The 26,368-nt window shown below is 61.4% G+C and carries 23 protein-coding genes and 1 pseudogene; 5 read left to right on the top strand and 19 right to left on the bottom strand.

Annotated elements, in window-relative coordinates; genetic code table 11:
- Positions 1-164: 164 nt before the first annotated feature.
- The 17 genes from ureG to B0H98_RS14735 all read right to left on the bottom strand — a co-directional run bounded on the left by ureG (position 165) and on the right by B0H98_RS14735 (position 17,565).
- Positions 165-800 (bottom strand): urease accessory protein UreG, encoded by a 636-nt coding sequence (gene ureG / locus B0H98_RS14815; RefSeq protein WP_106375840.1) that lies wholly within the window; start codon positions 798-800, stop codon positions 165-167.
- A gap of 37 nt (positions 801-837) precedes the next feature.
- On the bottom strand, positions 838-1,557 hold the full coding sequence (locus tag B0H98_RS14810) for an urease accessory protein UreF (protein WP_244183192.1): 720 nt from the start codon (positions 1,555-1,557) through the stop codon (positions 838-840).
- The gene (gene ureE, locus B0H98_RS14805) at positions 1,511-2,005 is read right to left on the bottom strand and encodes an urease accessory protein UreE (RefSeq protein WP_106375839.1); all 495 of its coding nucleotides are present in this window, start codon (positions 2,003-2,005) and stop codon (positions 1,511-1,513) included. The genes B0H98_RS14810 and ureE overlap by 47 nt, the downstream gene beginning before the upstream one ends.
- A gap of 151 nt (positions 2,006-2,156) precedes the next feature.
- The gene (gene ureC, locus B0H98_RS14800; RefSeq protein WP_106375838.1) at positions 2,157-3,872 is read right to left on the bottom strand and encodes an urease subunit alpha; all 1,716 of its coding nucleotides are present in this window, start codon (positions 3,870-3,872) and stop codon (positions 2,157-2,159) included.
- Positions 3,869-4,189, bottom strand: coding sequence for an urease subunit beta (locus B0H98_RS14795; RefSeq protein ID WP_106375895.1), 321 nt, complete (start codon positions 4,187-4,189; stop codon positions 3,869-3,871). Before B0H98_RS14795 ends, ureC begins: the two co-directional genes overlap by 4 nt.
- Positions 4,190-4,214: 25 nt before the next feature.
- Positions 4,215-4,517 carry an urease subunit gamma gene (locus B0H98_RS14790; RefSeq protein ID WP_106375837.1) on the bottom strand — a complete coding sequence of 101 codons (303 nt, stop codon included), beginning with the start codon at positions 4,515-4,517 and terminating at the stop codon, positions 4,215-4,217.
- Positions 4,518-4,540: 23 nt separating this feature from the next.
- Positions 4,541-5,425 carry an urease accessory protein UreD gene (locus B0H98_RS14785; protein ID WP_106375836.1) on the bottom strand — a complete coding sequence of 295 codons (885 nt, stop codon included), beginning with the start codon at positions 5,423-5,425 and terminating at the stop codon, positions 4,541-4,543.
- 339 nt (positions 5,426-5,764) lie between these two features.
- The gene (gene urtE, locus B0H98_RS14780) at positions 5,765-6,472 is read right to left on the bottom strand and encodes an urea ABC transporter ATP-binding subunit UrtE (RefSeq protein WP_106375835.1); all 708 of its coding nucleotides are present in this window, start codon (positions 6,470-6,472) and stop codon (positions 5,765-5,767) included.
- Positions 6,472-7,308 carry an urea ABC transporter ATP-binding protein UrtD gene (gene urtD, locus B0H98_RS14775; RefSeq protein WP_106375834.1) on the bottom strand — a complete coding sequence of 279 codons (837 nt, stop codon included), beginning with the start codon at positions 7,306-7,308 and terminating at the stop codon, positions 6,472-6,474. The genes urtE and urtD overlap by 1 nt, the downstream gene beginning before the upstream one ends.
- Positions 7,305-8,450, bottom strand: coding sequence for an urea ABC transporter permease subunit UrtC (gene urtC / locus B0H98_RS14770; RefSeq protein WP_106375833.1), 1,146 nt, complete (start codon positions 8,448-8,450; stop codon positions 7,305-7,307). The genes urtD and urtC overlap by 4 nt, the downstream gene beginning before the upstream one ends.
- Before the next feature lie 3 nt (positions 8,451-8,453).
- Positions 8,454-10,064, bottom strand: a complete 1,611-nt coding sequence (urtB, locus tag B0H98_RS14765) for an urea ABC transporter permease subunit UrtB (RefSeq protein WP_106375832.1) — start codon at positions 10,062-10,064, stop codon at positions 8,454-8,456.
- A gap of 72 nt (positions 10,065-10,136) precedes the next feature.
- Entirely contained in the window at positions 10,137-11,414 is a 1,278-nt protein-coding gene (urtA, locus tag B0H98_RS14760) for an urea ABC transporter substrate-binding protein (RefSeq protein ID WP_244183195.1), read from the bottom strand.
- A 431-nt stretch (positions 11,415-11,845) separates the two neighbouring features.
- A complete protein-coding gene (locus tag B0H98_RS14755; RefSeq protein ID WP_106375830.1) occupies positions 11,846-13,342 on the bottom strand; it encodes a tripartite tricarboxylate transporter permease in 1,497 nt (498 codons plus the stop codon).
- Between the two features lie 36 nt (positions 13,343-13,378).
- Positions 13,379-13,864, bottom strand: a complete 486-nt coding sequence (locus B0H98_RS14750) for a tripartite tricarboxylate transporter TctB family protein (protein ID WP_106375829.1) — start codon at positions 13,862-13,864, stop codon at positions 13,379-13,381.
- Between the two features lie 94 nt (positions 13,865-13,958).
- Positions 13,959-14,957 carry a tripartite tricarboxylate transporter substrate binding protein gene (locus B0H98_RS14745; RefSeq protein ID WP_106375828.1) on the bottom strand — a complete coding sequence of 333 codons (999 nt, stop codon included), beginning with the start codon at positions 14,955-14,957 and terminating at the stop codon, positions 13,959-13,961.
- 175 nt (positions 14,958-15,132) lie between these two features.
- A complete protein-coding gene (locus tag B0H98_RS14740) occupies positions 15,133-15,864 on the bottom strand; it encodes a response regulator (protein WP_106375827.1) in 732 nt (243 codons plus the stop codon).
- Between the two features lie 33 nt (positions 15,865-15,897).
- A complete protein-coding gene (locus B0H98_RS14735) occupies positions 15,898-17,565 on the bottom strand; it encodes an ATP-binding protein (RefSeq protein ID WP_106375826.1) in 1,668 nt (555 codons plus the stop codon).
- A gap of 91 nt (positions 17,566-17,656) precedes the next feature.
- Here B0H98_RS14735 and B0H98_RS14730 point away from each other — a divergent pair, with 91 nt between their 5' ends.
- The 5 genes from B0H98_RS14730 (at position 17,657) to B0H98_RS14710 (ending at position 24,510) form a co-directional block, all read left to right on the top strand.
- Positions 17,657-18,403: a DUF481 domain-containing protein gene (locus B0H98_RS14730; protein WP_106375825.1), complete on the top strand. Its 747-nt coding sequence runs from the start codon at positions 17,657-17,659 to the stop codon at positions 18,401-18,403.
- Positions 18,404-18,643: 240 nt separating this feature from the next.
- Positions 18,644-20,197 (top strand): BCCT family transporter, encoded by a 1,554-nt coding sequence (locus tag B0H98_RS14725; RefSeq protein ID WP_106375824.1) that lies wholly within the window; start codon positions 18,644-18,646, stop codon positions 20,195-20,197.
- A gap of 324 nt (positions 20,198-20,521) precedes the next feature.
- The gene (locus tag B0H98_RS14720; protein ID WP_106375823.1) at positions 20,522-21,517 is read left to right on the top strand and encodes a TAXI family TRAP transporter solute-binding subunit; all 996 of its coding nucleotides are present in this window, start codon (positions 20,522-20,524) and stop codon (positions 21,515-21,517) included.
- Positions 21,518-21,634: 117 nt separating this feature from the next.
- Complete coding sequence (locus B0H98_RS14715) at positions 21,635-23,530, top strand: TRAP transporter fused permease subunit (RefSeq protein WP_106375822.1); 1,896 nt, start codon at positions 21,635-21,637, stop codon at positions 23,528-23,530.
- A gap of 74 nt (positions 23,531-23,604) precedes the next feature.
- Complete coding sequence (locus B0H98_RS14710; protein ID WP_106375821.1) at positions 23,605-24,510, top strand: LysR substrate-binding domain-containing protein; 906 nt, start codon at positions 23,605-23,607, stop codon at positions 24,508-24,510.
- Between the two features lie 60 nt (positions 24,511-24,570).
- Here the strand turns inward: B0H98_RS14710 and hglS are convergent, their stop codons facing one another.
- On the bottom strand, positions 24,571-25,932 hold the full coding sequence (gene hglS, locus B0H98_RS14705) for a 2-oxoadipate dioxygenase/decarboxylase HglS (RefSeq protein ID WP_106375820.1): 1,362 nt from the start codon (positions 25,930-25,932) through the stop codon (positions 24,571-24,573).
- 1 nt (position 25,933) lies between these two features.
- Positions 25,934-26,368, bottom strand: a pseudogene (locus B0H98_RS14700) (FAD-binding oxidoreductase); the annotation flags it as partial.

Raw genomic sequence — 26,368 nt, 5'->3', positions numbered from 1 at the left:
TTCCAGGAATACGCACCTTTTAATAACCTGGGTTAAGGTCATAAAGGTTGGTTAGGTTCACTGTGGGGGTGTGGTGGCCAGGGACGGCCCGTTTTGGCAAGACGCCAACCACCCTTTTTTGGCTGCCCTGACCTTTTTCCGCCTGGTCATGGCAGCCTTTTTATTTACGACGGTTCAGTCACTTGCGGACGCCGCTCCTCCAGCATCCCTTTATCGAGAATGAAGCGGATGATCTCCTCAAGCCCTACCCCATCATACAGATTGGTAAACACGAACGGTCGTTCGCCGCGCATCTTTTTCGAGTCTCGCGCCATCACGTCCAGGGATGCATGCACCTGCTCGGCAATGTCGATCTTGTTGATGATCAGCAGATCCGACTTGGTGATACCCGGCCCGCCCTTGCGCGGAATCTTGTCGCCGGCGGAGACATCGATCACGTAGAGCGTCAGATCCGAAAGCTCGGGACTGAACGTGGCCGAGAGGTTATCGCCGCCGGACTCCACCAGCACCAGCTCAAGCCCCGGATGGCGCCCATGCAGCTCATCGATCGCCGCCAGGTTCATCGAGGCGTCTTCGCGGATCGCGGTGTGCGGGCAGCCGCCGGTTTCCACGCCCAGAATGCGGTCAGCCGGCAGGGCATCGTGCTTGAGCAGGAAGTCGGCGTCCTCGCGGGTGTAGATATCGTTGGTCACCACGGCGATATCGTAATGCTCGCGCAGCGCCAGGCAGAGCTGCTTCAAGAGCGCGGTCTTGCCGGAGCCCACCGGGCCACCCACGCCAATACGTAAACAGTGCGTCATGTGTCGTTCCTCATCAACGTCGAAATAGCGGCTGTGATCAACTTCTGAACAGTCGTGAATACTGGGTTTCGTGCAGCGCACTGGCCAGCGCCAGGCCCGGCAGCACGGGGCCAAGTGCAGCGTCTTCCAGCGCCAGCGCTTCATCCACAGCGCATGAAAGCGCAGGACGCAGTCGCTCGATGATGCGCTGCGCGCTGGTGTGGCCCAGCGGCAGCGCCTTGCAGGCCACCGCCAGCTGGTTCTCGAGCCACGCCCAGCCAAAGCCGAGCAGCGCCTGGCGCGGGCTTACGCTACGTGTAAAGGCGGTGTAAGAGAAAAGTGTTACGTAACCTGCCGACGCGGGAAGCAGCTCGCCTTCTGGCAGAAGCTCAAGGCTCCCCAATAGCCGCTTGAGGGATGCCCCGAGGCGGCTGTCCTCAGCAGCAAGCTCGGCCGTTTCCCGGTTGGCCGCCAGCCACGTGTCCCACTCGGCAACGGCGGTGCGGTCACCGTGCTCGAACGCGCGGTAAAGCCTTGCGATTACCGGCAGCTCGCAGCGGGTCAGGCCATCTTCCAGCACGCCGGAAAGCCACTCGGTCAGGCTCTCCTCATCGCGCACCCAGCCAAGCTCGAAGGCACTCTCGAGCCCTTGGGAAAACGCAAAGGCGCCGATGGGCAGCGCGGGGCTGACCAGCTGCATCAACCCCAGAAGTGCCAGGTCATTCTGCGCGTCAGTGCTCATGGTCATGAACGTGGTCATGGGCGTGGTGGTGGCCATGGCCGCCCACCTGATTATAGGCACCCGGCTCCGGGTCGAAGGTGGCGTTGTGGTGCTCGAGTTCGGCGCCCAGCAGCACGGCAAGCTCCTCCAGCACGTGGTCTGGCGGGAAGCGCACCCAGCCGCCGCGCGCGTCTTCACCCAGCGCCAGCTGTACATGGCGGTTGCCCAGGTGGTAGGCCAGCCGCGCAAGCGAAAGACCCGGCGCAATGCGCGCGGTCACCACCGGCTCGATGGCGGCACACACGCGAATCACCTCGCCGCTTTCAGCTTTCAGGCCTTCGCCGCTTCTCAGCACCGGGCCGCGGTCGAGAAACAACCCCAGCGCTTGGCCGCTATCGCTTTCGGCCTTCAGGCGCCCACGGATGCGCAGCTCGAAGGGCAGCGTGAGCGTGTCGCTGGCCGTACTCTCGTCTATCGGGCCTAGCCGTTCTATCAGTTTCAGCATGATTCGCTTCCTTCGAAAATTGTCTGGCTGAGCCGGGGGTAGACCGTAGAGAGGGTCTTTTGCCATGGATGGCAAAAGTAGCGTACAGGGAGGTATTCACAGCGCCCTCTCGTAGGTCTACCCCCGGCGCTTCCAAGCTGAAGAACCTTCGTCAAAACAAGTGATATCGCTGAGCCAGCGGAAGCTCCGTGGCGGGTTCGCAGGTCAGAAGCTCGCCATCGCAGCGCACTTCATAGGTCTGCGGGTCCACGGTCAGTTCCGGGCAGCCGTCGTTGAGCTTCATGTCCTTCTTGCGCACCCCGCGCACGTTCTTGCACGCCGATAACTCACTCTGCAGCCCCAGGCGCTCCTTGATTCCCGCATCGATGGCGGCTTGGCTGACAAAGTTGAGCCGGGTCTGGCTCGCCGCGCGGCCAAAGGCGCCGAACATGTGCCGGTAGTGCACCGGCTGAGGCGTGGGGATCGAGGCGTTGGGGTCGCCCATGGGGGCCGCGGCGATCATCCCGCCCTTCAAGATCAGCGAGGGCTTCACGCCGAAAAACGCCGGCTTCCAGAGCACCAGATCGGCCAGCTTGCCCACCTCGATAGACCCCACTTCGTGACTGATCCCGTGGGTAATCGCCGGATTGATGGTGTACTTGGCGATGTAGCGCTTGGCGCGCAGGTTGTCGGCACCCAGCGCTTCGTCTTCCGGCAGCAGGCCGCGCTGCACCTTCATCTTGTGCGCGGTCTGCCAGGTGCGGCAGACCACCTCGCCCACCCGGCCCATGGCCTGGGAGTCCGAGGCGATCATCGAGATCACGCCCAGATCATGCAGGATGTCTTCCGCGGCGATGGTTTCCCGGCGAATGCGTGAGTCGGCAAAGGCGACGTCCTCGGGAATATTCGGGTCCAGGTGGTGGCAGACCATCAGCATATCCAGATGCTCGTCGATGGTGTTCACCGTGTAGGGGCGCGTCGGATTGGTGGAGGACGGCAGCACGTACGCTTTCGAGCAGGCGGTGAGGATATCCGGGGCGTGACCGCCGCCGGCACCTTCAGTGTGGTAGGTGTGAATGCCGCGCTCCTTGAACGCCGCGAGCGTGTCCTCGACGAAGCCGGATTCATTCAGTGTGTCGGTATGGATCGCGATCTGCACATCGTACTTCTCCGCCACGCTCAGGCAGTTGTCGATGGACGCCGGCGTGGTGCCCCAGTCTTCGTGAAGCTTGAGCCCCATCGCCCCGGCGTCGAGCTGGGCTTCCAGCCCTTCCGGCAGGCTGGCGTTGCCCTTGCCGAGCAGGCCGATGTTCATGGGCAGATCGTCCACCGCCTGGAGCATCTTGCCGATATGCCAGGCGCCGGGCGTACAGGTGGTAGCGTTCGAGCCGGTGGCGGGGCCAGTGCCGCCGCCGAGCATGGTGGTCACACCGCTCATCAGCGCCTCTTCCACCTGCTGGGGGCAGATGAAGTGAATGTGGGCGTCGATGCCGCCGGCGGTAAGAATCTTGCCTTCACCGGCGATGATCTCGGTACCCGGGCCGATGACGATATCCACCTTCGGCTGGGTATCCGAGTTGCCCGCCTTGCCGATGGCGGCGATGCGCCCGGCTTGCAGGCCGACATCCGCCTTGACGATGCCCCACCAGTCGAGAATCAGCGCGTTGGTGATGACGGTATCCATCACCGCGGAATCGACGCGCTGGCTCTGGCCCTGGCCATCGCGGATCACCTTGCCGCCGCCGAATTTCACTTCCTCGCCATAGTGGGTGGCGTCGCTTTCGACCTCGATCCAGAGCTCGGTGTCGCCCAGGCGCACGCGGTCGCCTACCGTGGGGCCGTACATATCGGCGTAGGCCTGCCGACTGATTCGGTTAGCCGATTTCATTGCTCATCTCCGTCCAGTTTGCCCATCACGTCACCGCGAAAGCCGTAGATTTCCCGCTTGCCGACAAAGGGAATCAGCGTGACTTCACGGGTCTGGCCCGGCTCGAAGCGGATCGCCGTGCCGGCGGCCACATCGAGCCGATAACCGCGGGTTTTGGCGCGATCGAACTCAAGCGCCGGGTTGGCCTCGGCAAAATGGTAGTGAGAGCCCAGCTGGATCGGCCGGTCGCCGGTGTTGGCGACTGCCACGGTGATGCGCTCGCGGCCCGCGCACAGCTCGATCTCGCCCTCTTTCAACTGATACTGTCCTGGGATCATGGGCATGGCGCCCTCCTGTTAACGGCTAGTTGATCGGCGTATGCACGGTGACCAGCTTGGTGCCATCCGGGAACGTGGCCTCGACCTGTACCTCGTCGACCATTTCCGCCACGCCTTCCATCACGTCATCGCGGCCTAGAATCTCGCGGCCGAAGCTCATCAGCTCCGCCACGCTCTTGCCATCCCGAGCGCCTTCGATGATCTCGAAACTGATCAGCGCCACGGCTTCCGGGTAGTTGAGCTTCAAGCCGCGCGCCTTTCTACGCTCGGCCAGCTGCGCGGCGGAGAACAGCAAAAGCTTGTCTTTATCGCGTGGGGTCAATTCCATGGGGCATCTCCATCAAGCGTTCTTTAGGTTAACCAGATGCGCGGCGTGTGGGCCTCGCACTCGATAAGCCGCGGGCGAAGAAGGCCCCAGGCCTGCTCGCAAAGGGCCCAGGCTTCATTTCGGCAGTGGCCCAGGTAGCGAAGCAGCAACACGCCCTGGCGCACCGTGACCGCCCAGCGCGGGGTGTCCGGCAGTGCCGCGCGCAGTGCCCCGACGGCATCTGCCGCATCCTTAAAGCCTACGGCCCAGAGCGTGGCCTGCACCGTGGCGCCGCCCTGGCCCCAGCGGCCGATGAAGCGCGGGTGCAAGGGGTCCAGCGGCTGGCGCTCGAGCCACAAGGGCCTGCCATCCAGCGTCAGGCGAAAGTGCTGCTCGATGCGCCCGGAGGCAAACGGCAAGGCGCTTGCCGGGCGGCCCAGGGCCATGATTTCCCAGCCCAGACACCTGGCCGCACCAAAAAGTGCAATATGGGTACGCTGCTCGCCCCGGGAGCCATCAAAGGCGATGGTTTCCTGGGGCAGCCACTCGAGCACGCCGCCATCTTCCACGCTGAGCTCGGTGTGCTGGGCCCAGGCCACGCCTTGGCTATCCGCCTTATAGAGCTTGTTGGCGGCGGGCGTAGTGAGCAGCGCGTGGGCGCCGCGCTCGATGTGCGCGCTCACGGTCAGGGCATCACCACTCACCAGGCCGCCAGGCGGGTGCAGCACGTAGACATGGCAGGCGCCCGCACGCCCTTCCGGGTAAAACGGGCGCTGCACGCGAAGCGGCCCCTGGTGGCGCGCCTGAGTCAGCCGCGTCACGCCGTCGCGCCGGGCAAACCGCAGGCCTAATGACGCCGCCCAGCGGCGCTGGTCGTCAAAGCGGTGGCCAGAATCCGTGAACGGTAGCGCGCTATCGCAATGGGTCATAGAGCTTTCGCTTGTTCAGTTAACGGAGTCATTCACCGATAAATGCAATTAATGCGCCAAAATGGTGAAAGGCATCAACAATGCACCCGAAAGTCGTTATAGCCAGGCTATAAGCAAAATACGCGCTTTCAAAACGCACCAAAAAAGATCATCCAAAGACTCTTCTGCACCATTTAAAAGCAGCAATGGCGATGAATGGCAGGGCATTTATCCGCCGCTGGCTGGACAACTTCGGCATATAGCGCGTGTATAGATAATCACGCCAGCGCCTAAGTATGCCTCACCATCGTTTGATAAGTGGCTACTGCTTTTGAGCTGATACAACCGGGTGTGGATAACTCAAACCGTCAAATGCTGTTTGATCAGCTCGTTGGAGAGTTCGCTGATATCACCCTTGGCCACCGGGCGGCCGCGGTCCATGATCACGAAGCGGTCGGCGTATTTGCGCGCAAACGGCAGTTTCTGCTCGACGAGCAGCACTGTCAGGCCGTCCTCCTCGATCAGCTGGCGGATCACCTGGCCGATCTGGGTGACGATATTGGGCTGAATGCCCTCGCCCGGCTCGTCCAGAATCAATAGCTTCGGCTCGATCACCAACGCGCGGCCGATGGCGAGCTGTTGTTGCTGGCCGCCGGAGAGGTCGCCGCCACGGCGGTGCTTCATTTCTTTAAGCACTGGAAACAGCTCGTAGATGCGCTCGGGGATTTTTTTCAGCCCATCGCCCCGGGCGGCAAGCCCGGTGCGCAGGTTCTCCTCCACCGTTAGCAGCGGAAAAATCTGTCGCCCCTGGGGCACAAACCCGATGCCCATGCGCGAGCGCGCTTCCACAGCTTTTTTGGTGAGCTCGATCTCGCTGCCATCGCCCTGGTAGCGCAGCTGGCCGCTCTTGACCGCGACTTCGCCCATGATGGCTTTCATCAGCGTGGTTTTACCCACCCCATTGCGGCCCATCACGCAGGTGCACTGGCCTTTGGGTACGTCCAGGTCCAGATCCCACAGCGTGTGACTTTCCCCGTAGAACTGGTTGAGCTTTTCGATGGTCAGCATCAAGCGATCTCCTCGTCATCGGCGCCCAGATAGACCTCGACGACGTTCGGGTCGTTGGACACTTCGTTCATGCTGCCCTCGGCCAGCACGCTGCCTTGGTGGAGCACGGTGACCTTGCGGGCGATGGAGCGCACGAAGCCCATGTCGTGTTCGACCACGACCACCGATTGCTTACCGGCAAGGCTCGTCAGAAGCTCCCCGGTGCGCTCCATCTCCTGCTCGGTCATCCCGGCGACGGGCTCATCGACCAACAGCAGGCGCGGGCGCTGCATCAACAGCATGCCGATCTCCAGCCACTGTTTTTGGCCGTGGGAGAGTATCCCCGCGAGCTGAAAGCGAAGCCCGGTCAGGCCGATGGTTTCCAGCACTTCCTCGATGCGGTCCTTGATCTCGCCGGTCATGCGCGCGGTCAGCGTGGGGAAGATGCGCTTGTCGGCGGCCATGGCAAGCTCCAGGTTCTCGAACACGCTGAGCGCCTCGAACACCGTGGGTTTCTGGAACTTGCGGCCAATGCCCAAGCTTGCGATCTCTGGTTCGTTCATCTGCAGCAGGTTATGGCGGCTGCCGAACCACACGCTGCCTTCGGTGGGCCGGGTCTTGCCGGTGATGATATCCATCATGGTGGTTTTACCGGCCCCGTTGGGGCCGATAATACAGCGCAGCTCGCCGTCATCGATGGTCAGGTTCAACTTGTTGATCGCCTTGAAGCCGTCAAAGCTGACCGTGACATCTTCCATATACAGAATCGGGCCGTGGCGTACGTCCACCCGGGAGGCGGCGGGGGCCATGAAATCAAACACCCGGTCGCGCGCCTGGAGCGATTGCAGCAAGCTCATGCGGTAGCCTCCTTGTGAGGTGTCTTGTCAGACATCGACGCGCGGCGGCGCGTATGCAAAAGTCCCGCCACGCCCTTGGGCAGCAGCACAGTGACCAGCACGAAGAGCCCGCCAAGAGCGAAAAGCCAGGCATCGGGCATCACGCCGGTGAACACGGTCTTGGCGTAGTTGACCAGAATCGCGCCGATCACCGCGCCATACAGCGTGGCCCGCCCGCCAAGCGCCACCCACAGCACGATCTCGATGGAAAACAGCGGCGAGAACTCGCTGGGGTTGATGATGCCGACCTGGGGCACGTAGAGCGCCCCGGCCACACCCGCGAGCATGGCAGACACCACGAACACGAAGAGCTGAAAGCGCTCGACCCGGTAGCCAATGAAGCGCGTGCGCGCCTCGGCATCGCGGGTGGCCACGCACACCCGGCCAAGCTTGCTGGTCACGACGGCCCGGCAGAGAAGATAGCCCAGCGCCAGCGCTACCCCGGACGCCAGAAAGAGGCCGAGGCGCGTGTCACTGCTTCGCAGGTTGAAACCCAGAATCTCGCGAAAATCCGTCAGGCCGTTGTTGCCGCCAAACCCCATCTCGTTGCGGAAAAACGCCAGCATCAGCGCAAAGGTGAGCGCCTGAGTGATGATCGAAAGATACACCCCGGTCACCCGTGAGCGGAACGCCAGAAAGCCGAACACGAGTGCTAAAAGCCCCGGCGCCAGCAGCACCATGGCAAAGGCGAACCAGGCCATGTCGAACCCTTGCCAGTACCAGGGCAGGCTCTCCCAGTTGAGAAACACCATGAAGTCCGGCAGCACCGGGTGTCCATAGGTGCCACGGTCGCCGATCTGGCGCATCAGGTACATGCCCATGGCGTAGCCGCCGATGGCGAAAAACGCGCCGTGACCCAAGCTTAGAATGCCCAGATACCCCCAGACGAGGTCCACCGCCACGGCCAGCAGCGCGTAGCTCAAGTACTTGCCGAACAGGTTCACCGTGTAGGCATTGACGTGCAGCGGGCTGCCCTGCGGCACCGCCACGTGCAGCACCGTCACGATCACGAGTGCGGCCAGCAAAACGCCCAGAAACACTTGCGTGGCGCGTTCGCCAAATGGGCGGATCAGCCAGAACCGGCTTGAAGTTGCTTGCGACATCGCTTAGCCCTCCGCCGCGCGGCCCTTCTGCGGGAAGAGTCCCCGCGGGCGCTTTTGAATGAACAGAATGATGAATACCAGCACGATGATCTTGGCCAGCACCGCGCCCGCCCAGGGCTCGAGGATCTGGTTGATTACGCCAAGCGACAGCCCCGCCACCAGCGTGCCCCAGAGATTGCCCACGCCGCCAAACACCACCACCATGAACGAATCGATGATGTAGTTCTGGCCAAGGTTTGGCCCCACGTTGGTGAGCTGGGAAAGCGCAACGCCCGCAAGCCCGGCCACGCCGGAGCCGAGTGCGAAGGTCAGGATATCCACCCGGGTGGCGCGAATGCCCATGGAACGTGCCATGGCGCGGTTCTGGGTCACGGCGCGCACCTCGAGCCCCAGGCGCGTGCGGCGCATGATCAGCATCAGTCCGACAAAAACCAGCAGCGCAAAGCCGAGCACGAACATGCGATTGAGCGTCAGCGACAGGGCGTCATTGATCACCAGCGACCCGCTCATCCACTCCGGGGTGATCACCGTGCGGTTGAGCGGCGAAATTACCGTACGTACCAACTGCTGCAGGATCAGGCTGATGCCGAAAGTCGCCAGCAGGGTTTCCAGCGGGCGGCCTTTCAAAAACTGAATGACGCTGCGCTCGATGGCGATACCCGCCAGCGCCGCCACCAGAAAACCCGCCGGTATCGAGAGCACCAGGGCGAGGCCCGGCTGGCCGGGCAACAGCTGCTGCATCATCCAGGTGGTGTAGGCGCCCAGCATCATCAGCTCGCCGTGGGCCATGTTGATCACGCCCATCACCCCGAACGTGATGGCTAGGCCAATGGCTGCCAGCACCAGCACCGAGCCAAGGCTCAGGCCGAAATAGAGCGTCTCGACGCCGCGGTTGATCTTGAGTTTCTGCTCAACGCTTGCAAGGGCTGCGCGGGCGGCGTCCGCCACGACCGGGTCGTCGCCGTTGGCAGCGCGATTAAGCGCGACCCGGGCGCGCGGATGCAGGCTTCCGGACAGCGCCTCGACCCCTGCCATCTCACCGTTTTCGGTTTGGTAAATCGCCACCGCCTGGGCCAGGCGCCGGCGCACGTAGTCGTCCTCGGCCTCCTCGATCAGCGGGGTCAGAGTGTCAAAGAGCTCCTCGTCCACTTCGCCCAGCAGGCGGTCAGCGGAGCTGCGTCGCCGCTCGACATTGGGCGAGTAGAGATCCACCACAGCTATCGCGCTTCTAAGCTGATTGCGCAGCGCGTTGTTGATCCCGATACGATCAAGATCACGGCGCGACATCTCACCCAGTGCCTCCCCGGTCAGGGCGTCTTCGACAGGCCAGTTGCGCCCGCTGTTGTCCAGCACGACCACAAACCTACCGTCGTCCGTGCGCTGCAGACGGCCATCCAGCAGCGCCTGCAGCCACTCACGGGCACGTTCGTCGTCGCTTTGCAAAAGGGCAGTGATCGCCTCGCCCTTGTCGCGGTAGGAATCCGCGTCCAAGGTTTCGAGCAGGGCATGGCCGGTATCGGTATTGGAGGAGCGGGGCTCGGGTTGCGCCGCGGCCAGGGGCACAAGGCCCAGCAGTAGACAGCACAAAAGCCCCAGACAAAGGAAACGCCTCATCGGGTTCTTCCTTTCAGTGTGAGAAAGAGTTGGCGTGCCCAGGCCGCTTGCGCGGCCCGGGTGAAGGGAGCGTTACTCGGCCAGCGCCGCTTCGGCTTCTTCCGCTGCGGTGCTGCCACCACAGGTGCCGTTGACGACGTTGAAGTTGCCGCACGCCAGTGGCTTGCGCCAGTCAGCAATCAGATCACGCGAGCCCGGCAGGTAGTCGGACCAGGCGTCGCCGGCCACGGTAGAAGGCGTCTGCCAGACGATGTCGAACTGCCCGTTATCCTGCACCTCGCCGATCAGCACCGGCTTGGTGATGTGGTGGTTCGGCATCATCGCCGCATAGCCGCCGGAGAGATTCGGCACGGTCACGCCGATGATGGCGTCCTTGATCGCGTCGACATCCGTGGTGCCGGCCTTGCGCACGGCTTCGGCCCACATGTTGAAGCCAATGTAGTGCGCTTCCATGGGGTCGTTGGTCACTGCCTCCTCGTCGCCGCTCCAGTCGATCCAGGCGTCGATGAAGTCATAGTTCTCGTCGGTATCCACGCTCATGAAGTAGTTCCAGGCGGCCAGGTGGCCGACCAGCGGGCCGGTGTCGATACCGGAAAGCTCCTGCTCGCCCACCGAGAAGGCGATGACCGGAATGTCGGCAGCGTCGATGCCCTGGTTGGCGAGCTCGCGGTAGAACGGCACGTTGGCATCACCGTTGATGGTGGAGACCACCGCAGTAGGCTTGCCCTCTTCGCCGAAGCGGCGAATTTCCGAGACGATGTTCTGCCAGTCCGAATGGCCGAAGGGCGTGTAGTTGACCATGATGTCTTCTTCCGCCACGCCGTGCTCGTCCTTAAGGTAGGCCTCGAGGATGCGGTTGGTGGTACGCGGATAGACGTAGTCGGTGCCGACCAACGCGAAGCGCTCGATGCCGACTTCGTTGATCAGGTAGTCGACGGCGGGAATCGCCTGCTGGTTGGGCGCGGCCCCGGTGTAGAAGACGTTCTCGGACGACTCTTCACCCTCGTACTGCACCGGGTAGAACAGCAGGCCGTTGAGCTCCTCGACCACCGGCAGCACGGCTTTACGAGAAACCGAGGTCCAGTTGCCGAAGATGACATCCACCTCTTCCTGAGCAAGCAGTTCGCGGGCGCGCTCGGCAAACAGCGGCCAGTTGGAGGCCGGGTCGACCACCACGGCTTCCAGCTGACGGCCCAGCAGACCACCCGCCTCGTTCTGCTGCTCGATGAGCATTTCGACGGTATCTTTCAGGGTGGATTCGCTGATCGCCATGGTGCCGGAAAGCGAATGGAGAATACCCACCTTGATCGGATCATCCTCCTGCGCAACGGCCTGGGCGCCAGCGCCCATCACGGCGGCGGCCAGTAACGAGGTGATAAAACGGCGGGAAAGAGGGCGGTTGTATTGTGTAGTCACCTGAATCTCCTTGCACCCTTTTGAGTAGGGCTCGTTGTTTGAGCGTTGTGATCAGCGCCTGGAGCGCGGCAAGGCCCGTCAAGGGCACTCGCCTCTAGCCCAAAACGCTCGGCTATTCGCTGTCCGCTCTTAACACTGCAAGGGGTGCGCCACATTGAATCAACGCCCGTCAATGAAAATACAATCAACTACTTAGATGTATACAAAAACCCTGCCACCCTAGCCTTCGCACTACGTTGGCGCGCCCGCGACAACCAGATTGCACGCTTTCCATGCACCAGAACGACACCGTGCACCAACACGACGTTTTACAGGCACAAAAAAAGCGCCCTGGTCGACCCAGAGCGCTTCGTACTACCGCCCGCTTATTCGGCGACAGCGGCTTTCTTGCGACGCTTCTTCAACAGCGGCAGGCCCAGCGACAGCAGCGCGATCAGCAAAAGCGACAGCGAGATGGGCTTGTCGACGAAGGTCATCCAGTCGCCGCCGGAGATCTGCAGCGCCCGGCGCATGGACTCTTCCATGATATTGCCCAGAATCAGCGCCAGAATCAGCGGTGCTGCCGGGAAGCCAAACAGGCGCATGCCCAGACCCAGCAGGCCAAAGCCGAGCAGCAGCAGCAGGTCGAACACGCTGAAGCTCATGCCGTATACGCCGATCATGCAGAAGATCAGAATCAACGAGAGCAACAGCGGCTTGGGCAGATCCAGAATCTTGGCGATCAGCGGGATCAGCGGCAGATTGAGTACCAGCAGGAAGATGTTGCCGATATACATGCTCGCCACCACGCCCCAGAACACGTCCGGACGCTGCTCGAGCATCATCGGCCCCGGGGTTACGCCCATCACCAGAAGCGCCCCCAGCAGCACCGCCGTGGTGCCGGAGCCCGGCACGCCCAGCGTTAGAAGCGGCACGAAGGAGCCGGTACACGCCGCGTTGTTGGCGGCTTCCGGGGCGGCCACGCCCTTGATGTTGCCCTTGCCGAAGGTGTCACCATCCTTTGCGATACGCTTTTCCATGCTGTAGCCCAGAAACGAGCCGATGGTGGCGCCCGCGCCGGGCAGTACGCCGGTAAAGAAGCCCAGCACCGAGCTACGGCTCACCGGTCCAGCGATCTGGCCCACTTCAGAGCGGGTCAGCTTGAGCGAGCCGATGGCGTTGCGCGGCGCTTCCTTGCCACCGCCGCCACGCAGCAGCATGTAGAACACTTCGGCGAGTGCGAAGATACCCAGCGCCACAACCAGGAAGTCGATACCGTCGAGCAGGTTGATCGAGTTGAAGGTAAAGCGCTCGGTACCGGTCTGCATGTCGATCCCGACAATCGAGATCATCACCCCGACCACGGCGGCAATCAGCCCTTTCACCAGGGATTTATCCGAAAGCGACACGACCGCGGTCAAGCCCAGCACCATCAGCGCGAAGTACTCTGCCGGGCCAAAGCTCACCGCCACCTTGGAAAGTAGCGGCGCCACCAGCATCAGGAAGATGACCGACACCGTGCCGCCCACGAACGAGGAGTAGGCGGCAATCGCCAGGGCCTTGCCCGCCTTGCCCTGCTTGGCCATGGGGTAGCCGTCAAAGGAGGTGGCCACCGTGCCCGCCACACCCGGCGCGTTCAACAGAATCGACGAGGTGGAGCCGCCGAAGATGGCGCCATAGTAAACCCCGGCCATCAGGATCAGGCCCGAGGAGGGCTCCATGGCAAAGGTGATCGGAATCATCAGGGCGAGCGCGCTGATCGGCCCAAGGCCTGGCAGCATGCCGATGATGGTGCCGGCAAACACCCCGGCAAAGACGTAAGCGATATTCATCGGCTCAAGCGCGATGCCAAAGCCGTACATGAGATTGTTCAAGGCATCCATGGGATCTACCCTCTTTAAAACCTGTTCAAGATGGCGTTAGAAGGGCAGCACGCCCGTCGGCAAATAGACGTCCATGACGCGCGTCATGGTGAGGTAAAGCGCCAACACCACGCCCAGCGACGTCAGCAGGTTCACGCCGTGGCGGCGATAGCCGTAATAGGCGGTCAGGCCCACGCACAAGAGCGTGGAAGCGAGTACGAACCCCAGCGGCACCAGCAAGAAGGCGTAGGCGGCAATGGCCAGCGCCGTCACGATCACGCGTGCCCAGGGCGTCAGCCAGAGCGGCCCGTGGCGAGAAGCGTCGCTGTCGATCTCGTCGGCGCCGGCAATCGCGCCGGGTTTCTCAAAGAACAGAAAGATAGAGAGCAGCAAAAGGGCGGCCCCCAATACCTTGGGAAACAGGTCGGAGTCGACCGGGCGCGGCAGCGGAAAGGTGGGTACCTGCCATGCCATGGCCAAATAGGCAGCAGCGAACAGCGCAAGCACCACCGCCAGCCACTGGTTGGTATTCAATTTAGTCATTGGAATTCTCCGAAAGCACGCGCCGACTGTCGCGGACAGGCGTACCCGGCGGCCTGATGGCCACCGGGATAACACAGCATTGCTTATAGGGTTGTTATTGGCGCAGAAGGCCCAGGTCGCTCAGCACGCTGCTGAACTGCTCCTGCTGTTCATCCAGAAACGCACCGAACTCTTCGCTATCCTGGTAGGCATCGATCCAGCCAAGCTGATCGCTGGCCTGACGCCAGGCGTCGGTTTCCAGCATTTCCGCGAACAGCTCTTCGTAGTAGGCAACGGCTTCTTCAGGCATATCCGGTGCACCCATCACGCCGCGCCAGATATCGAAGGAGTAATCGATTCCCTGCTCCTGGTAGGTAGGCACCTCAGCCAGGGCACCGCCCAGACGCTCTTCGGAAGAGACGCCGAGCGCGCGCAGCTGACTGCCTTCGCCCAGCTGGCCGACGGATTCACCGGCACCGGTGATGACGGCTTCGATATGGCCACCCATCAGGTTGGTCATGGCATCGCCACCGCCGGAGAACGGAATGTAGTTCACCGCAGAAGCATCCAGACCGGCGGCGGAAGCAAGACCCGCAATCGAGATGTGATCCATGGAACCCGGTGCACTGCCGCCGCCTACACTCAGGCGGGGATTCTCTTTCAGCGCGGTAAACAGGTCATTGACGTCCTGATACTCGGAATCCGCCGCTACCAGAATGATCGAGTAGTCGGTATTGATACGGGCCACCGGCGTGAAATCGGTGTGGTCGTAGCGCGAGGCGCCGGCCAGCGGCACCAGAATCATTGGCGGGCTGGTGGCAAACAGCTTGTGCGGGTTGCCGCTGTCGCGGGCAATCTGTGCCCAGGCCACCGCACCGCCGCCGCCGGGTACGTTGATGGCGGCAAAGTTCTTGTCCGCCAGGCCTTCTTGCTGGATGACGCGCGATACGGTGCGTACCAGGGTGTCCCAGCCGCCGCCCGGGTTCGCCGGTGCGACGAATTCGATCGACTTGCTCGGCGTCCATTCCTGGGCCTGAGCGGCGGTGGCGATTGTTGTCAGAGCAGCCATCGGCAGGGCAAGCACGGCTAGGCGCTTCAAGGAAAGCGAGGTCATTGGCGTTCTCCACATTTAAATGTTGTTGTGTGGTCCACTGTTATTTTGTCGTGGTTACGCCGCGAACGTTAGAAGACCCTTGCCCTGAACGACAAGCTTCTGCCCATAAAAGACAAAAAGTCCTTTATGGGCATTTTGTTCATTTTGTTCACGCGTGTGGCAGGCTGTCTTCAGGCTAAAGAGATTCAAGCCAGGCATGGGCGGTATCGAGTACCCGGTAGCGCCGCTCGGGGCGCCCCACATCGCCGTAGCCGAGTTCGGCGCTGACGCCCTGCTCGGCCACCAGAAATTCCAGATACCGGCGGGCCGTCGAGCGGCTGGCGCCCATGCTGCGGGCTACCTGCATCGCGGTCAGTGGCGCGGCTTCATCCGCCAGGGCCTCGATGACCCGGCGCAGGGTCAGCCGGTCGATCCCCTTGGGCAGGGTCCGCGCCGTCGGACGCGGCGTCTCGCCGGGCTGCAGGCGGGTGAATACATGATCCAGCTCGTCCTGATTCATCTCGTTGCGCCCGGCAAGCGCCTCACGCTCGCGGCGAAAGCGGGCCAGCATCTGGCCCATGCGGGCAGCTTCAATGGGCTTGATCAGGTAGTCGAACACGCCGCCGCGCAGCGCCTCGGAGATGGTATCGACCTCACGGGCAGCGGTCACCATGACGATATCCACATGAGTATGGTCGCGCCGGATCGCCCATAAAAGCTCCAGGCCTTCCACGTCCGGCAGGTAGGCGTCCAGCAATACCAGGTCGATGCTGGCCGCGCGCTCGGCCATCAGTGCTCTGGCTTCGCTGCCATTGCGGGCAACGCCTGCGATATAAAAGCCTTCGCTCTGCTCGATGAACGCCTTGTGAATATCGGCAATGCGAAAATCGTCTTCAACGACCAAAATGCCGTATTGCGCTGTAGACATCACGTTTCCTCGCAGTCGTGGTCGTTTGAACGATCAGGGTGCGGCGCACAGGGAGCGGTCGAGCACGGCGATAAAGCACGCCCCGCCCAGCTCGCTCTCCTCGAGCGTCACGGCCCCACCATGCTGGCGGCACAGGCGCGCCACCAGAGACAGCCCAATGCCGCAGTGCTTGCCGGTCTTGGTCGAAAAGCCTTCCTGAAAGATCGATTCAGCGTGCGCTTCCGGCACGCCAGGGCCGTTATCTTCTACCTCGACCAACAGTTGCTCACCCAGGTCGGTCAGGAACAGCCGCACCTTGGGAGAATCCCCGTTCGGCCCGTTCAACGCGGCGTGGCAGGCGTTGTCCAGCAGGTTGCCCACCACGCTCATCATCACTTCCTGGCCGGTCGCGGTAAGCGGGCAGGCGAGCGAGCTCTGCTCGTCGATCTCCATGGCCACTCCAAGCTCCCGGGCGCGGGTCAGTTTACCCAGTAACGTACCGCTGAGCACGGTATCGGCCACATGGCGCATCAAAAAGCTCATCTGCTTTTGTGCGCGTTCGGTTTCGTGATGGATCAGGGCCAGCGCCTCTTCCACGCGCTTGAGCTGCAGCAGGCCGGAAATCGTGTACAGCTTGTTGGAGAATTCGTGAGCCTGAGCGCGCAGCATATCCACATCGCGGCTGGCCTGGGTAAGCGCCTGAGACAGATCGATGATTTCCCGCCGGCTGCGAAACGTGGCCACGGCGCCTTCGATTTCACCGTCGTGCAGAATCGGCACCCGGTTGACCACCGCCGGGTGGTCGCCCAGCCACATTTGCTGGTCGAACTCCTGCTCGCCGTGGCGGAGCACTTCCAGAAGGCGCGTATTGGGTACTACCTCCTGAATCGGCTGGCCCAGGAGCACGTGCTCATCGGGCAGATTGAGAAACCGCCGGGCCTGCTGATTCACCAGGGTGATATGGCCATCGCGGTTGACCGCCAGGATGCCTTCATGAATCGACTGCAGGATGGCTTCCTTCTCCATGGCCAGGCGGGCAATTTCATAGGGTTCTAATCCCAGAATCACGCGCTTCAAGTGCTGGGAAAGCCAGTACGCGCCGGCAAACCCCAGCACGATCATCAGCGCCACCAGCGCCCAGCCAAGGTTGGTATAGCGCGCCACGTCCATCTCAACGCGGTCCATCATGAAGCCGACGGACACCACCCCGATGATGTTGCCCTCTTCGTCCCAGATGGGCGTTTTTCCACGCATGGCCGTCCCCAGCGTGCCCGTCGCTTTTGAAACGTAGGATTGCCCGTAAATCAGCGCCTGGTCGTTATCTCCCCCCACCATTGCCTCGCCCAGGCGCTCCGGCACCGGATGCGAGTAGCGGATGGACTGCGCATTGCCCACCACCACGTAGCGCGCGCCGGTTTCAAGCCGCACCCGCTCGGCCAGCGGCTGAATGATCATGGACGGGTCCGGAGTATCGAAGGCACTCACTATTTGCGGCATGCCGGCCACGGTTTTCGCTACGGCAAGTGCGCGCTCGCCCATCTGGTGGCTGATAATATCCGCCTTGCGATGATTGAGATATGTGCCCTGAGCCAGTAGCATGCCAGCCAGCAAAAGCCCCACCAGCAGCATGACCTGTAAGCGAAAGCTACGCCTGTACCAGCGGCGCTTGGCGCGTGCACGGCGAAAGCGTTGTAGCTCAGCGAGGGGGCGGGGATTAGTCATGGCGGAACTCTAGGTGCGCGACAGCGTCATTATGACATGCGCAGCAAAGCGGCGTAATCGCCGACTTTTGTGTCATTAACGGAGGCGTTGAGTGCTCACTGGATCAAGAACTGTCGTTTTTCTGGGAATCTTGCTGTCATCAGGCGCTGCCCTCGCCAATCCTTTTTACGCTCCACCTCCGCCTACCGACGATGCGCCGATTTTCAGCGGCGACACCGAGCTCGGCTTTACCCACCTTTCAGGGAATACCAACAGCCAGACGCTGATTGGCAAGACCCGCCTGACCTGGCTGACCGGCGATTTCACTCACTCGCTGCGCGGCGAGGTGCGTAACGTAAGCAAGGATGGCGAAACCAGCGCCGAGCAGTACCTGCTCGCTGGCCGCGAGCGGTTTGATTTCAACGGCCCACACTATCTGTTTGGCTTCGCCCGCTGGGAAAAGGACCGCTTTGCCGGCTACGACCAGCAGCTTTCAATCATCGGTGGCTACGGGCGTCAGTTGCTTGAAGGCTCAAGGCATTCGCTGTCGCTGGAAGCGGGCCCGGGCTATCGCAACGACCGGCTGCGTGAAAGCGACAACGAACGTCTGGCGGTTGCCTACACGGCCTTGGCCTATCGCTGGGGATTTTCCGACTATGCCGATATCGAGCAGGAGATGTCGGTGGAGTATACCAGCGAGAACACCACCGGCCGGTCGCTGACCGCTCTGACCGCCCGACTCAATTCACGCATGTCGCTGCGTCTTTCCCATGAGATCAAGCACAATTCACAGCCGCCGGATGACGCCAGCGAACGTACGGATAACACTACCAGCGCGTCACTGCTTTATCACTGGTAGACACTCGAGCGCCTGGCATCTTTTTGGTGCACTCAAGGACCTTCAAGCACCAAAAGTAATCACGTTAGACTTTGGTCTATAGCCAAGATATACTGGGCGCAGTTTCCTGTCCTCGCGCCATTCAATGAATGGCGCTTTTTTTTAGCTGTATGCCGCGCTCCTTGCCGCATCACGTCGCTTAATGCCCTTCTTGCTAGGCTTGGGCACACTGCCTCTTCTTGCCACCCAAAAGGTATATTAATGACTCAATCGGCCTCTGATGCCGACCGCCAGACGCGATCTTCGCTTGGCGATCCTATCGTCCTCACCCTAAGCATTGGCTTCATCGTGCTGTTTCTCGCGCTCTCCTTTTACGACCTGGACCTGGTCGCCGACTCGATCAGTCGGGGCTTTGCCTGGAGCGCGCTGACCTTCGGTACCTACTTCCAGTTTCTGATGCTGCTGACGTTCTTCATCGCCATCGGGCTTGCGCTGACCCCAGCGGGCAACGCCAGGATCGGCAACCTGGAGGCACCGGAGCTGAGTACCTTCAAGTGGCTTTCGATCATCCTGTGCACGCTGCTGGGCGGTGGTGGCGTCTTTTTCGCCGCTGGCGAGCCGATCTATCACTTCGTGAACGTCCCGCCGGCTTTTGATACCGACCCGGGCGTGGCCGCCGCAGTGCCCGGGGCGCTGGCGCAGTCATTCACCCACTGGGGATTCGTCGGCTGGGCAGTGCTGGGGTCGCTCACCGCGATCGTGCTGGCCCACGCCCACTACGTGAAAGGCCAGCCGCTGCAACCGCGCACCCTGCTCTACCCGTTATTCGGTGAGCGCGTGATGCGTGGCCCCCTGGGTGGCGTGGTGGATACCTGCTGCGTACTGGCGGTGGTGGCGGGCACCGTCGGGCCGGTCGGTTTTCTGGCGACCCAGGTCACCCATGGCCTTGAGGATCTGTTTGGGCTGCCCAACACCTTCGTGACACGGCTTGGCGTTCTGGCGACCCTGGGCATGGTGTACGTGCTTTCCGCGGTCAGCGGTGTACACAAGGGCATGCAGCTCTTGAGCCGCTTCAACGTCATGCTGGCGCTGGGTATTGGCTCGGTCATCGTGTTGTTCGGGCCGACGCTGTTTCTGTTCAACAGCTACTTTGCCGGCATGGGCACGTACCTGGACAACTTCTTCAAGATGGTCACCATTACCGCGGAAACCGCGCCGGCGGAGTGGATGCAGTGGTGGATCGTGTTCTTCTACGCCTGGTTCATCGCCTTTGCGCCCTTGATGGCGATCTTCGTGGCGCGCATCTCCCGCGGACGCACCGTTCGCGAGATGATTCTGGCCGTGGCCGTCATCGCTCCCATCGCCACCACGGTCTGGTTCACGCTCTTGGGCGGCTCGGGCATTTTTTATCAGTTGACCGGTGTCATCGACCTGACCGACGCGCTGACGAACTTTCAGTTCGATATCGCCACGCTCACCCTGGCCCAGGCATTGCCCGGCGGCACCTGGATGGCGCTGGCGATCCTGCTGCTGACCACTATCTTCGTGGCCACCACCGGCGACTCCATGAGCTACTCCATTGCCATGGTCGGCGCGGGCCACGACGAGCCCAGCCCGTTTCTACGCGCCTTCTGGGGCGTGACCATGACGATCATGGCGGCGGTACTGCTGGCCATGCGTGAAGGCCAGATCGCCGCACTTCAACAATTCATCGTGATCACCGCCGTGCCGGTATCGCTGATACTGCTGCCCTCGCTCTGGGATGGCCCCAAGGCCGCTTACGCCATGGCGCGTGAGCAGGGGCTGATTGACTAGCGGCCAAGCACTTCAAACCTTCGAAAATGTTGCATGGCCTCATAGGGGCCATGCATTCCCTCGTTGAATATGATCACCCCAGCCTGCACGCCTTCCCTTTCAAAGACAGCTATTTTTTAGCCAGCGATGCCCCGTTTTTACTCGAATCATGAGAAAATGGAATGCGTACGCAACTTAATTTCTTTTGTCTGTCACGCTGCGTATGTGAACAATAGCCCGTCTATTTCCCGCTCGTGTCTAGCCGTTTCCCCCTGCAGTTGAGGCTTTACCACTACAGTGAGCGGCACTGAATCATTCCAAATAATTTAATCAGCAGGAGTTAATATGAAGCCTTCCCTGTCCAAGGTCTTCTGTGGCTTGAGTGCCGGTCTTCTACTCGCTGGATGCAGCAGCGACAGTAAACCCAATATCGCGATTGGCCCCCCGGCCAGTACGACGCAGAGCGTTTCCCAACTGCTGTTTGATGCTTACGGCATCGACAGCGACAAGTACAACACGTACCAGGAAGGTTTTGGCGCGGCACTCGACGGGGTGCAGGATGGCAATATTGATATCTCGATCGGCATTCTTGGGCTGCCTTCAGGCAGTATCGAGAACCTGCAGGCCTCCAGTGGTGATGTTCGCCTGATCGGCCTGAGCGACGCAGCAATCGACTATATCGAGGCCAACAGCGCCTACCGGCGCTTTACGATTCCGGCCGGCAGCTACGACTTTCAGAACGAGGACGTTGAAACCATCACTGCCTATGCCGTATTGGTCGGCAACACGAATACCATCGACGAAGCGCTTGGCTACGAGCTGGCGCGGCTGATGCACGAACATGCCGAGGAAAATACCCACGCCCAATCCGCCTTCATGACGCTGGAAAACGCGCTGAACGGCTCGGAAGGCCTGCCCATTCACCCGGGCGCCAAGCGCTACTACGAAGAGCAGGGCCTGACCGTCGACAACCCGGTAGCCGAACTGGGTGATATCGAGTCCAAGCGTGAGTACGTGCTGGGCACCGGCAGCCAGGGCGGCACCTACTACCCCCTGGGCGGTGAGATGGCCACTATCTGGAACCGCTATCTGGAGGGTCAGAACTTTACCAACATAGAAACCGGCGCTTCCATCGAGAACCTGGTGAGCATTCGCGACGACAGCATGGACCTGGGCATGACGGTTCACGCCCCGGCTCAGGATGCCGTTGAAGGCCGCGGCGAGTTCGAGAGTGGCGCCATCGACAACGTCGCCTTTATCGGTCACATCTACCCCGAAGTCATCCAGGTGGTGACCCGCGAGCGTTCCAACATCGAAAGCTTGAGCGACCTTGCTGACTAATCTTCCTGACCGCCGCAGGCCTAGGCTTGCGGCGTCATCCGCATGAGGTTTGACCGTGGATAAAAAAAAACGCCTGACGAAGCATCGCTATTAGAGAAATATGACCGTGAGTCTCAGATACGCTCGCCGCTGCAGCTAGGCAAATGGGCGTGGCTCATCACGTTGATGGGCGTATCGTTGACCTGTTTCCATCTCTACACCGCCTACTTTGGCACCTTGCCTTCGCAGCAACAGGGCGCGGTGCATCTGGGCATGGCGCTCGGGATGATCTTCATCCTGTTTCCGGCCACCCGCGGTGCTGACCCCCGCCAAGGCGTGCCCTGGTACGACATCGTGCTGGCGTTCGCCGCCACGTTTGCCGCCTACTATAAAATCATCTTCTACGAAGAGGTTCTGCGTGCCCGTATCACGGGCTACTCGACCGTAGACCTGACGATTGCCGTGCTCGGCGTGCTGTTTGTCCTGGAGGCCACCCGCCGCACCGTTGGCATGCCCATCGTCGTGATGGCCACCTTGGCCATCCTGTACGCGCTGTTTGGCAATCTCATACCCAGCCCTCTGCTTTCCCATCCCGGGTTCGCGCTCGAGCAGGTGTCACCCTACCTGTGGTTCAGGGAAAGCGGCGTGTTTGGCACGCCTCTGCAAATATCCGCACGCTTTATCTTCCTGTTCCTGTTCTTCGGCGTTGTGTTGATGCACACCGGCGTGGGCCGCTTCTTCAATGACCTGGCGTTTGCCCTCACCGGCCGCTTTACCGGTGGTGCCGGCAAGGCAGCGGTCATCGCAAGCTCGCTACAGGGGATGATTTCCGGAAGCTCTATCGGCAATACCGTGGCCTCGGGCTCGTTCACCATCCCCATGATGAAGAATGCGCGCTTCAAGCCCGAAGTGGCGGGCGCCGTGGAAGCCTCGGCCTCTACCGGCGGGCAGATCATGCCGCCCCTCATGGGCGCGGCGGCGTTCATCATGGTGGAATACGTGGGGGTCTCCTACCGGGAAATCATGTTCGCCGCGCTCATTCCGGCGATTCTGTATTTCACGGGTATCTTCATTGGCGTTCACTTCGAAGCCAAGCGTCACCGCATTCTGGGCCTTCCCAAGGATCAGTTGCCGAGCAAGCGCAAGCTGATGCTGGAAAAGGGCTACATGCTGCTGCCGCTGCTGGTCATCGTGACCACGATCAGCGTCGGGTTCACTGCTCAACGGGCCGCCCTGCTGGGTATCGCCTGCGCCTTCGCCGTGAGTCTGGTGCGCAAGGAAACGCGACCATCGTTGAGGGGCATACTGGATATATTTGAACAAGGTGCGCGCGTGGCCCTGCCCGTGATTGCCGCCGTGGCCTGTGCAGGCATTATTGCCGGTGTGGTAGGCATGACCGGCATGGGCGCCAAATTCGCCGCCGGTATCATCAGCCTGGCCGATGGCGTGCTGATACTTGCGCTTATCTTCACCATGGTGGCCTGTATCGTACTGGGCATGGGGCTTCCCACCACGGCCAACTATGTGGTTACCGCCACCATTGCCGCCCCGGCGCTGATCAACGAGTTCGGCCTGCCGCCCATGGCGGTGCATCTGTTCGTGTTCTACTTCGGCATCATCGCGGATATTACGCCTCCCGTCTGTCTGGCCGCCTTTGCCGGCGCGGGCATCGCCCAGGCGAATCCGATGAAGACCGGCTTTACGGCAGTCAAACTGGCCATCGGGGCGTTCATCATTCCCTACGCGTTCATCTACAACCCGATGCTGGTGATGGTCGACCCTACACCACTAGGCTTGATCAGCGCCCTGATCTTTTCACTGCTGGGGATCATGGGCGTGAGCAGCGCTCTGCTGGGCTACTTTGTTCGCGATTCCCGTGTCTGGGAGCGCCTGATACTCTTGGCCGCGGGGCTTGCCATGGTGGTGCCGGAACTGCTTACCAGCGGACTGGGCCTGCTCGCCATGGGCGCAGTGGGATGGTGGCAGTCGCGCCGCAAGGATGCGTTTCAGGACGCGAAGCCACTCGCTTCATGAGTTATGATCAGCCTCTTACATCGCCCCGGTGCCCAGCCATCGGGGCGGTTCACAGGTCATCAGGAGCTCATCGCTTGGCATCACGCAATCTTCCTTCCACCGCCGCCATGCAGTGTTTTGAAGCGGCCGCCCGCCATATGAGCTTTACCCGGGCGGCGGATGAGCTGAGCCTGACCCAGAGTGCCGTGAGCAAGCAAGTCGCTCATCTTGAGTCCATCCTCCAGCACAAGCTGTTTCGTCGCGTACGGCGCAGTTTGCTGCTGACGCCCGAGGGCGCCATCTTTCTAAGCGACGTGCGCAAGGTGCTCGCTCAGATCGAGATGTCGACTCAGGCTATCATGACTTATAGCGGCAACAGCGAAGTGCTCAAGGTCGCGACCCTACCCAGCTTCGGCAGCCGCTGGCTGGCAGACAAGCTGCCGGCGTTTCTGGCCGCGAACCCGGGCATCAGCCTGGAGTTTCATGATCGTGTGGAAGATTTCGATCTTGAACAGCAGGATATCGACATCGCGCTGTTCTACGGCCATGGCAGCTGGCCTGACCTGGCCTGCCACAAGCTGGTGGACGAAGAAATGGTGGCCGTGTGCGCCCCTTCGCTGCTGGACGAGCACCCCATCGAGGCGGCAAGCGACCTGGCTCAACTGTCGCTACTGCATCTTTCCACCCGTCCGGATGCCTGGCACCACTGGTTTGCAGGCCAGGAAATCGCCACCGATCGTAGCTATCACGGCACCCGTTTTGAAACCTTCCCCATGCTGGTGCGCACGGCCATGGCAGGTGGGGGCGTGGCGCTGGTGCCACACTTTACCGTGGATGAAGAGCTGGCGGCTGGCCGGCTTACATTGGCCTGGCCTCATCGCCTGCACAGCGAAAGCGCGTACTATCTTGTCTATCCCGAACACCTGGGGGAGCTTGGCAAGGTGCGCCGGTTTGTCGAGCATATAGTGAAGTACGCTTCTGCTGAGAACGCCCATCCATAAACGACTCAGGCTGCCCACCTGGACAGCCTGAACGTTTAACCACGCATTCGAACGAAGCGATCAGCCTGCGAGTGCTGCCAGTACCCGCTGCTTAGACGCCTGTTCACGCTCGGCATACAAGGCAAGCTCGTCGGTTACCGGCGCCCCTAACGCCTCTTCAAACGCTTCACGGTTAGCGCTCCCCGCATAGGCTTCGTTTTCGCCGCCGCCCAGGTTCGACTGGAAGATGCCTGCCGCACTGACCGGAAGGAAGTCTTCGTAGGTAATCGGCTGCGCTTCCACCAGGCCTCTCTCTACCAAATCTTCAATATCAGCATTGGCATTGCCCACAGCGTCTTTTCCAGCCTCGGTCAGGTGGTAATGGAAATAGGCCAAGCCTTCACGACGCATCGCTTCGTCGCTATCGGGGAGTGCCGCGAACACCTTGCCCATGACCGCCTGGTGCGCCTCGTTATCCAGCCCTGCAGCCTGCTTGCGACCCTCGCCCAGCAGCTGGTCGTACAGCGCCCGACCCTTGGGCGTCAGCGCCATGCCGCGCTGTTCGATCTCGCCGAAGCGAGCGGTATGCGTGCCTTGGGCGTCGCCGGCAAAGCGAATTGTCTCTTCCAACGCCTTGAAGCTGGTCTGGCGCAGCAGAATCGGGCATTCGCGACGCGGCGGGCCTTCGATGACCGCTTTCGGGTTCATGCCCACGCTCGGCATGCGTCGCTGAGCTTCGTCGATATCCAGCGTGCGTGGCGTCAGATGGTTGATATGCGGGCCGCGAAAGCACACTACGTCTGCGATAAGGCGATGTTCATCATGCAGTGCCTGGTAGGTGTCCAGATCCACCGTGGCATCCTGGTGCCAGCGGAAGGTTTCCAGCGCCTCTTCGACAAACTGGTCAGCCTCCTCAGAGGTCAACCCGCCTTGCGCTTCAAAGTGCTCGATCAGTTCGCGCGCCTTGGGCGTAAAGATATCCCGTTTTGCCAGAATCTCCTCGGCGCGTTGGCGCAGCGCTTCGCTTTCGATAAGCTCCAGGCGTAGCAGGGAGGTGAATACGCGAAACGGATTGCACGCCAGCGCCTCATCCTCGATGGGCCGGAAAGCCGTGGAATGCACGGGTACGCCCGCTTCTGAAAGATCGTAATAGCCCACAGGGTACATCCCCATGACGGCAAACAGGCGTCGCAACATGGATAGCTCGCTTGCCGACCCTACCCGAATGGCGCCGTGGCGTTCGACGCTCAGACGATCCAGCTCCCCCTGAGCCTCCAGGCGGCGGCGCAGCTCAGGCTGTTGGGCGAGGGTCTCCCGGTTCACCTGCTCAACCAATTCCAGGAGCGTGCCGTACTGGGGCACCTCGGTCTGGTACATGGCCGACATGGCCTTCGAGAAACGATCACGCACATCATTGGCGGAAAGAAGCGTTGTCTGGGTCATTTCAAGGCTCTCTATGCATATTGTTGAGATGAGAAGGAGAGGTTGTCTTCAATTGTGCCAACAGCGCCTGAAGGGGGTGCTGTAAAGTATGGCAGGAAAACCGCTTTACCTGACTGCGACACGAATACCCGGTGGCCAGCAGCCGGCCGGCATTCTCCGGAGCCTCTACCTTTGGCTGCCAGGACTGGGCATAGATGGTTTTCGAGGTAGCCGCGTTGCGGGTTTCGTGGCCGTAGGTGCCGGACATCCCGCAGCAGCCGGTCTCGACCAGTGAAAGCGTAAGCCCGAAGGCGGCAAACACCTGCTGCCAAGTCTTGGGGCTTGCTGGGGCGTTGGTCTTTTCCGTGCAGTGCGACAGCAGCTTGAACCCCGGGTCGGCCAGGTGGCGTGCACCCTGCGGCAGGCTGTCGAGGCGCGTGGCCAGCCACTCCTGCAG

It is taken from the genome of Vreelandella songnenensis (assembly GCF_003002925.1).
In the GTDB taxonomy this organism is placed as follows: Bacteria; Pseudomonadota; Gammaproteobacteria; order Pseudomonadales; family Halomonadaceae; genus Vreelandella; species Vreelandella songnenensis.
Note: the sequence above shows the minus strand (reverse complement) of the source record. Positions and strands in the feature narration are given on the sequence as shown.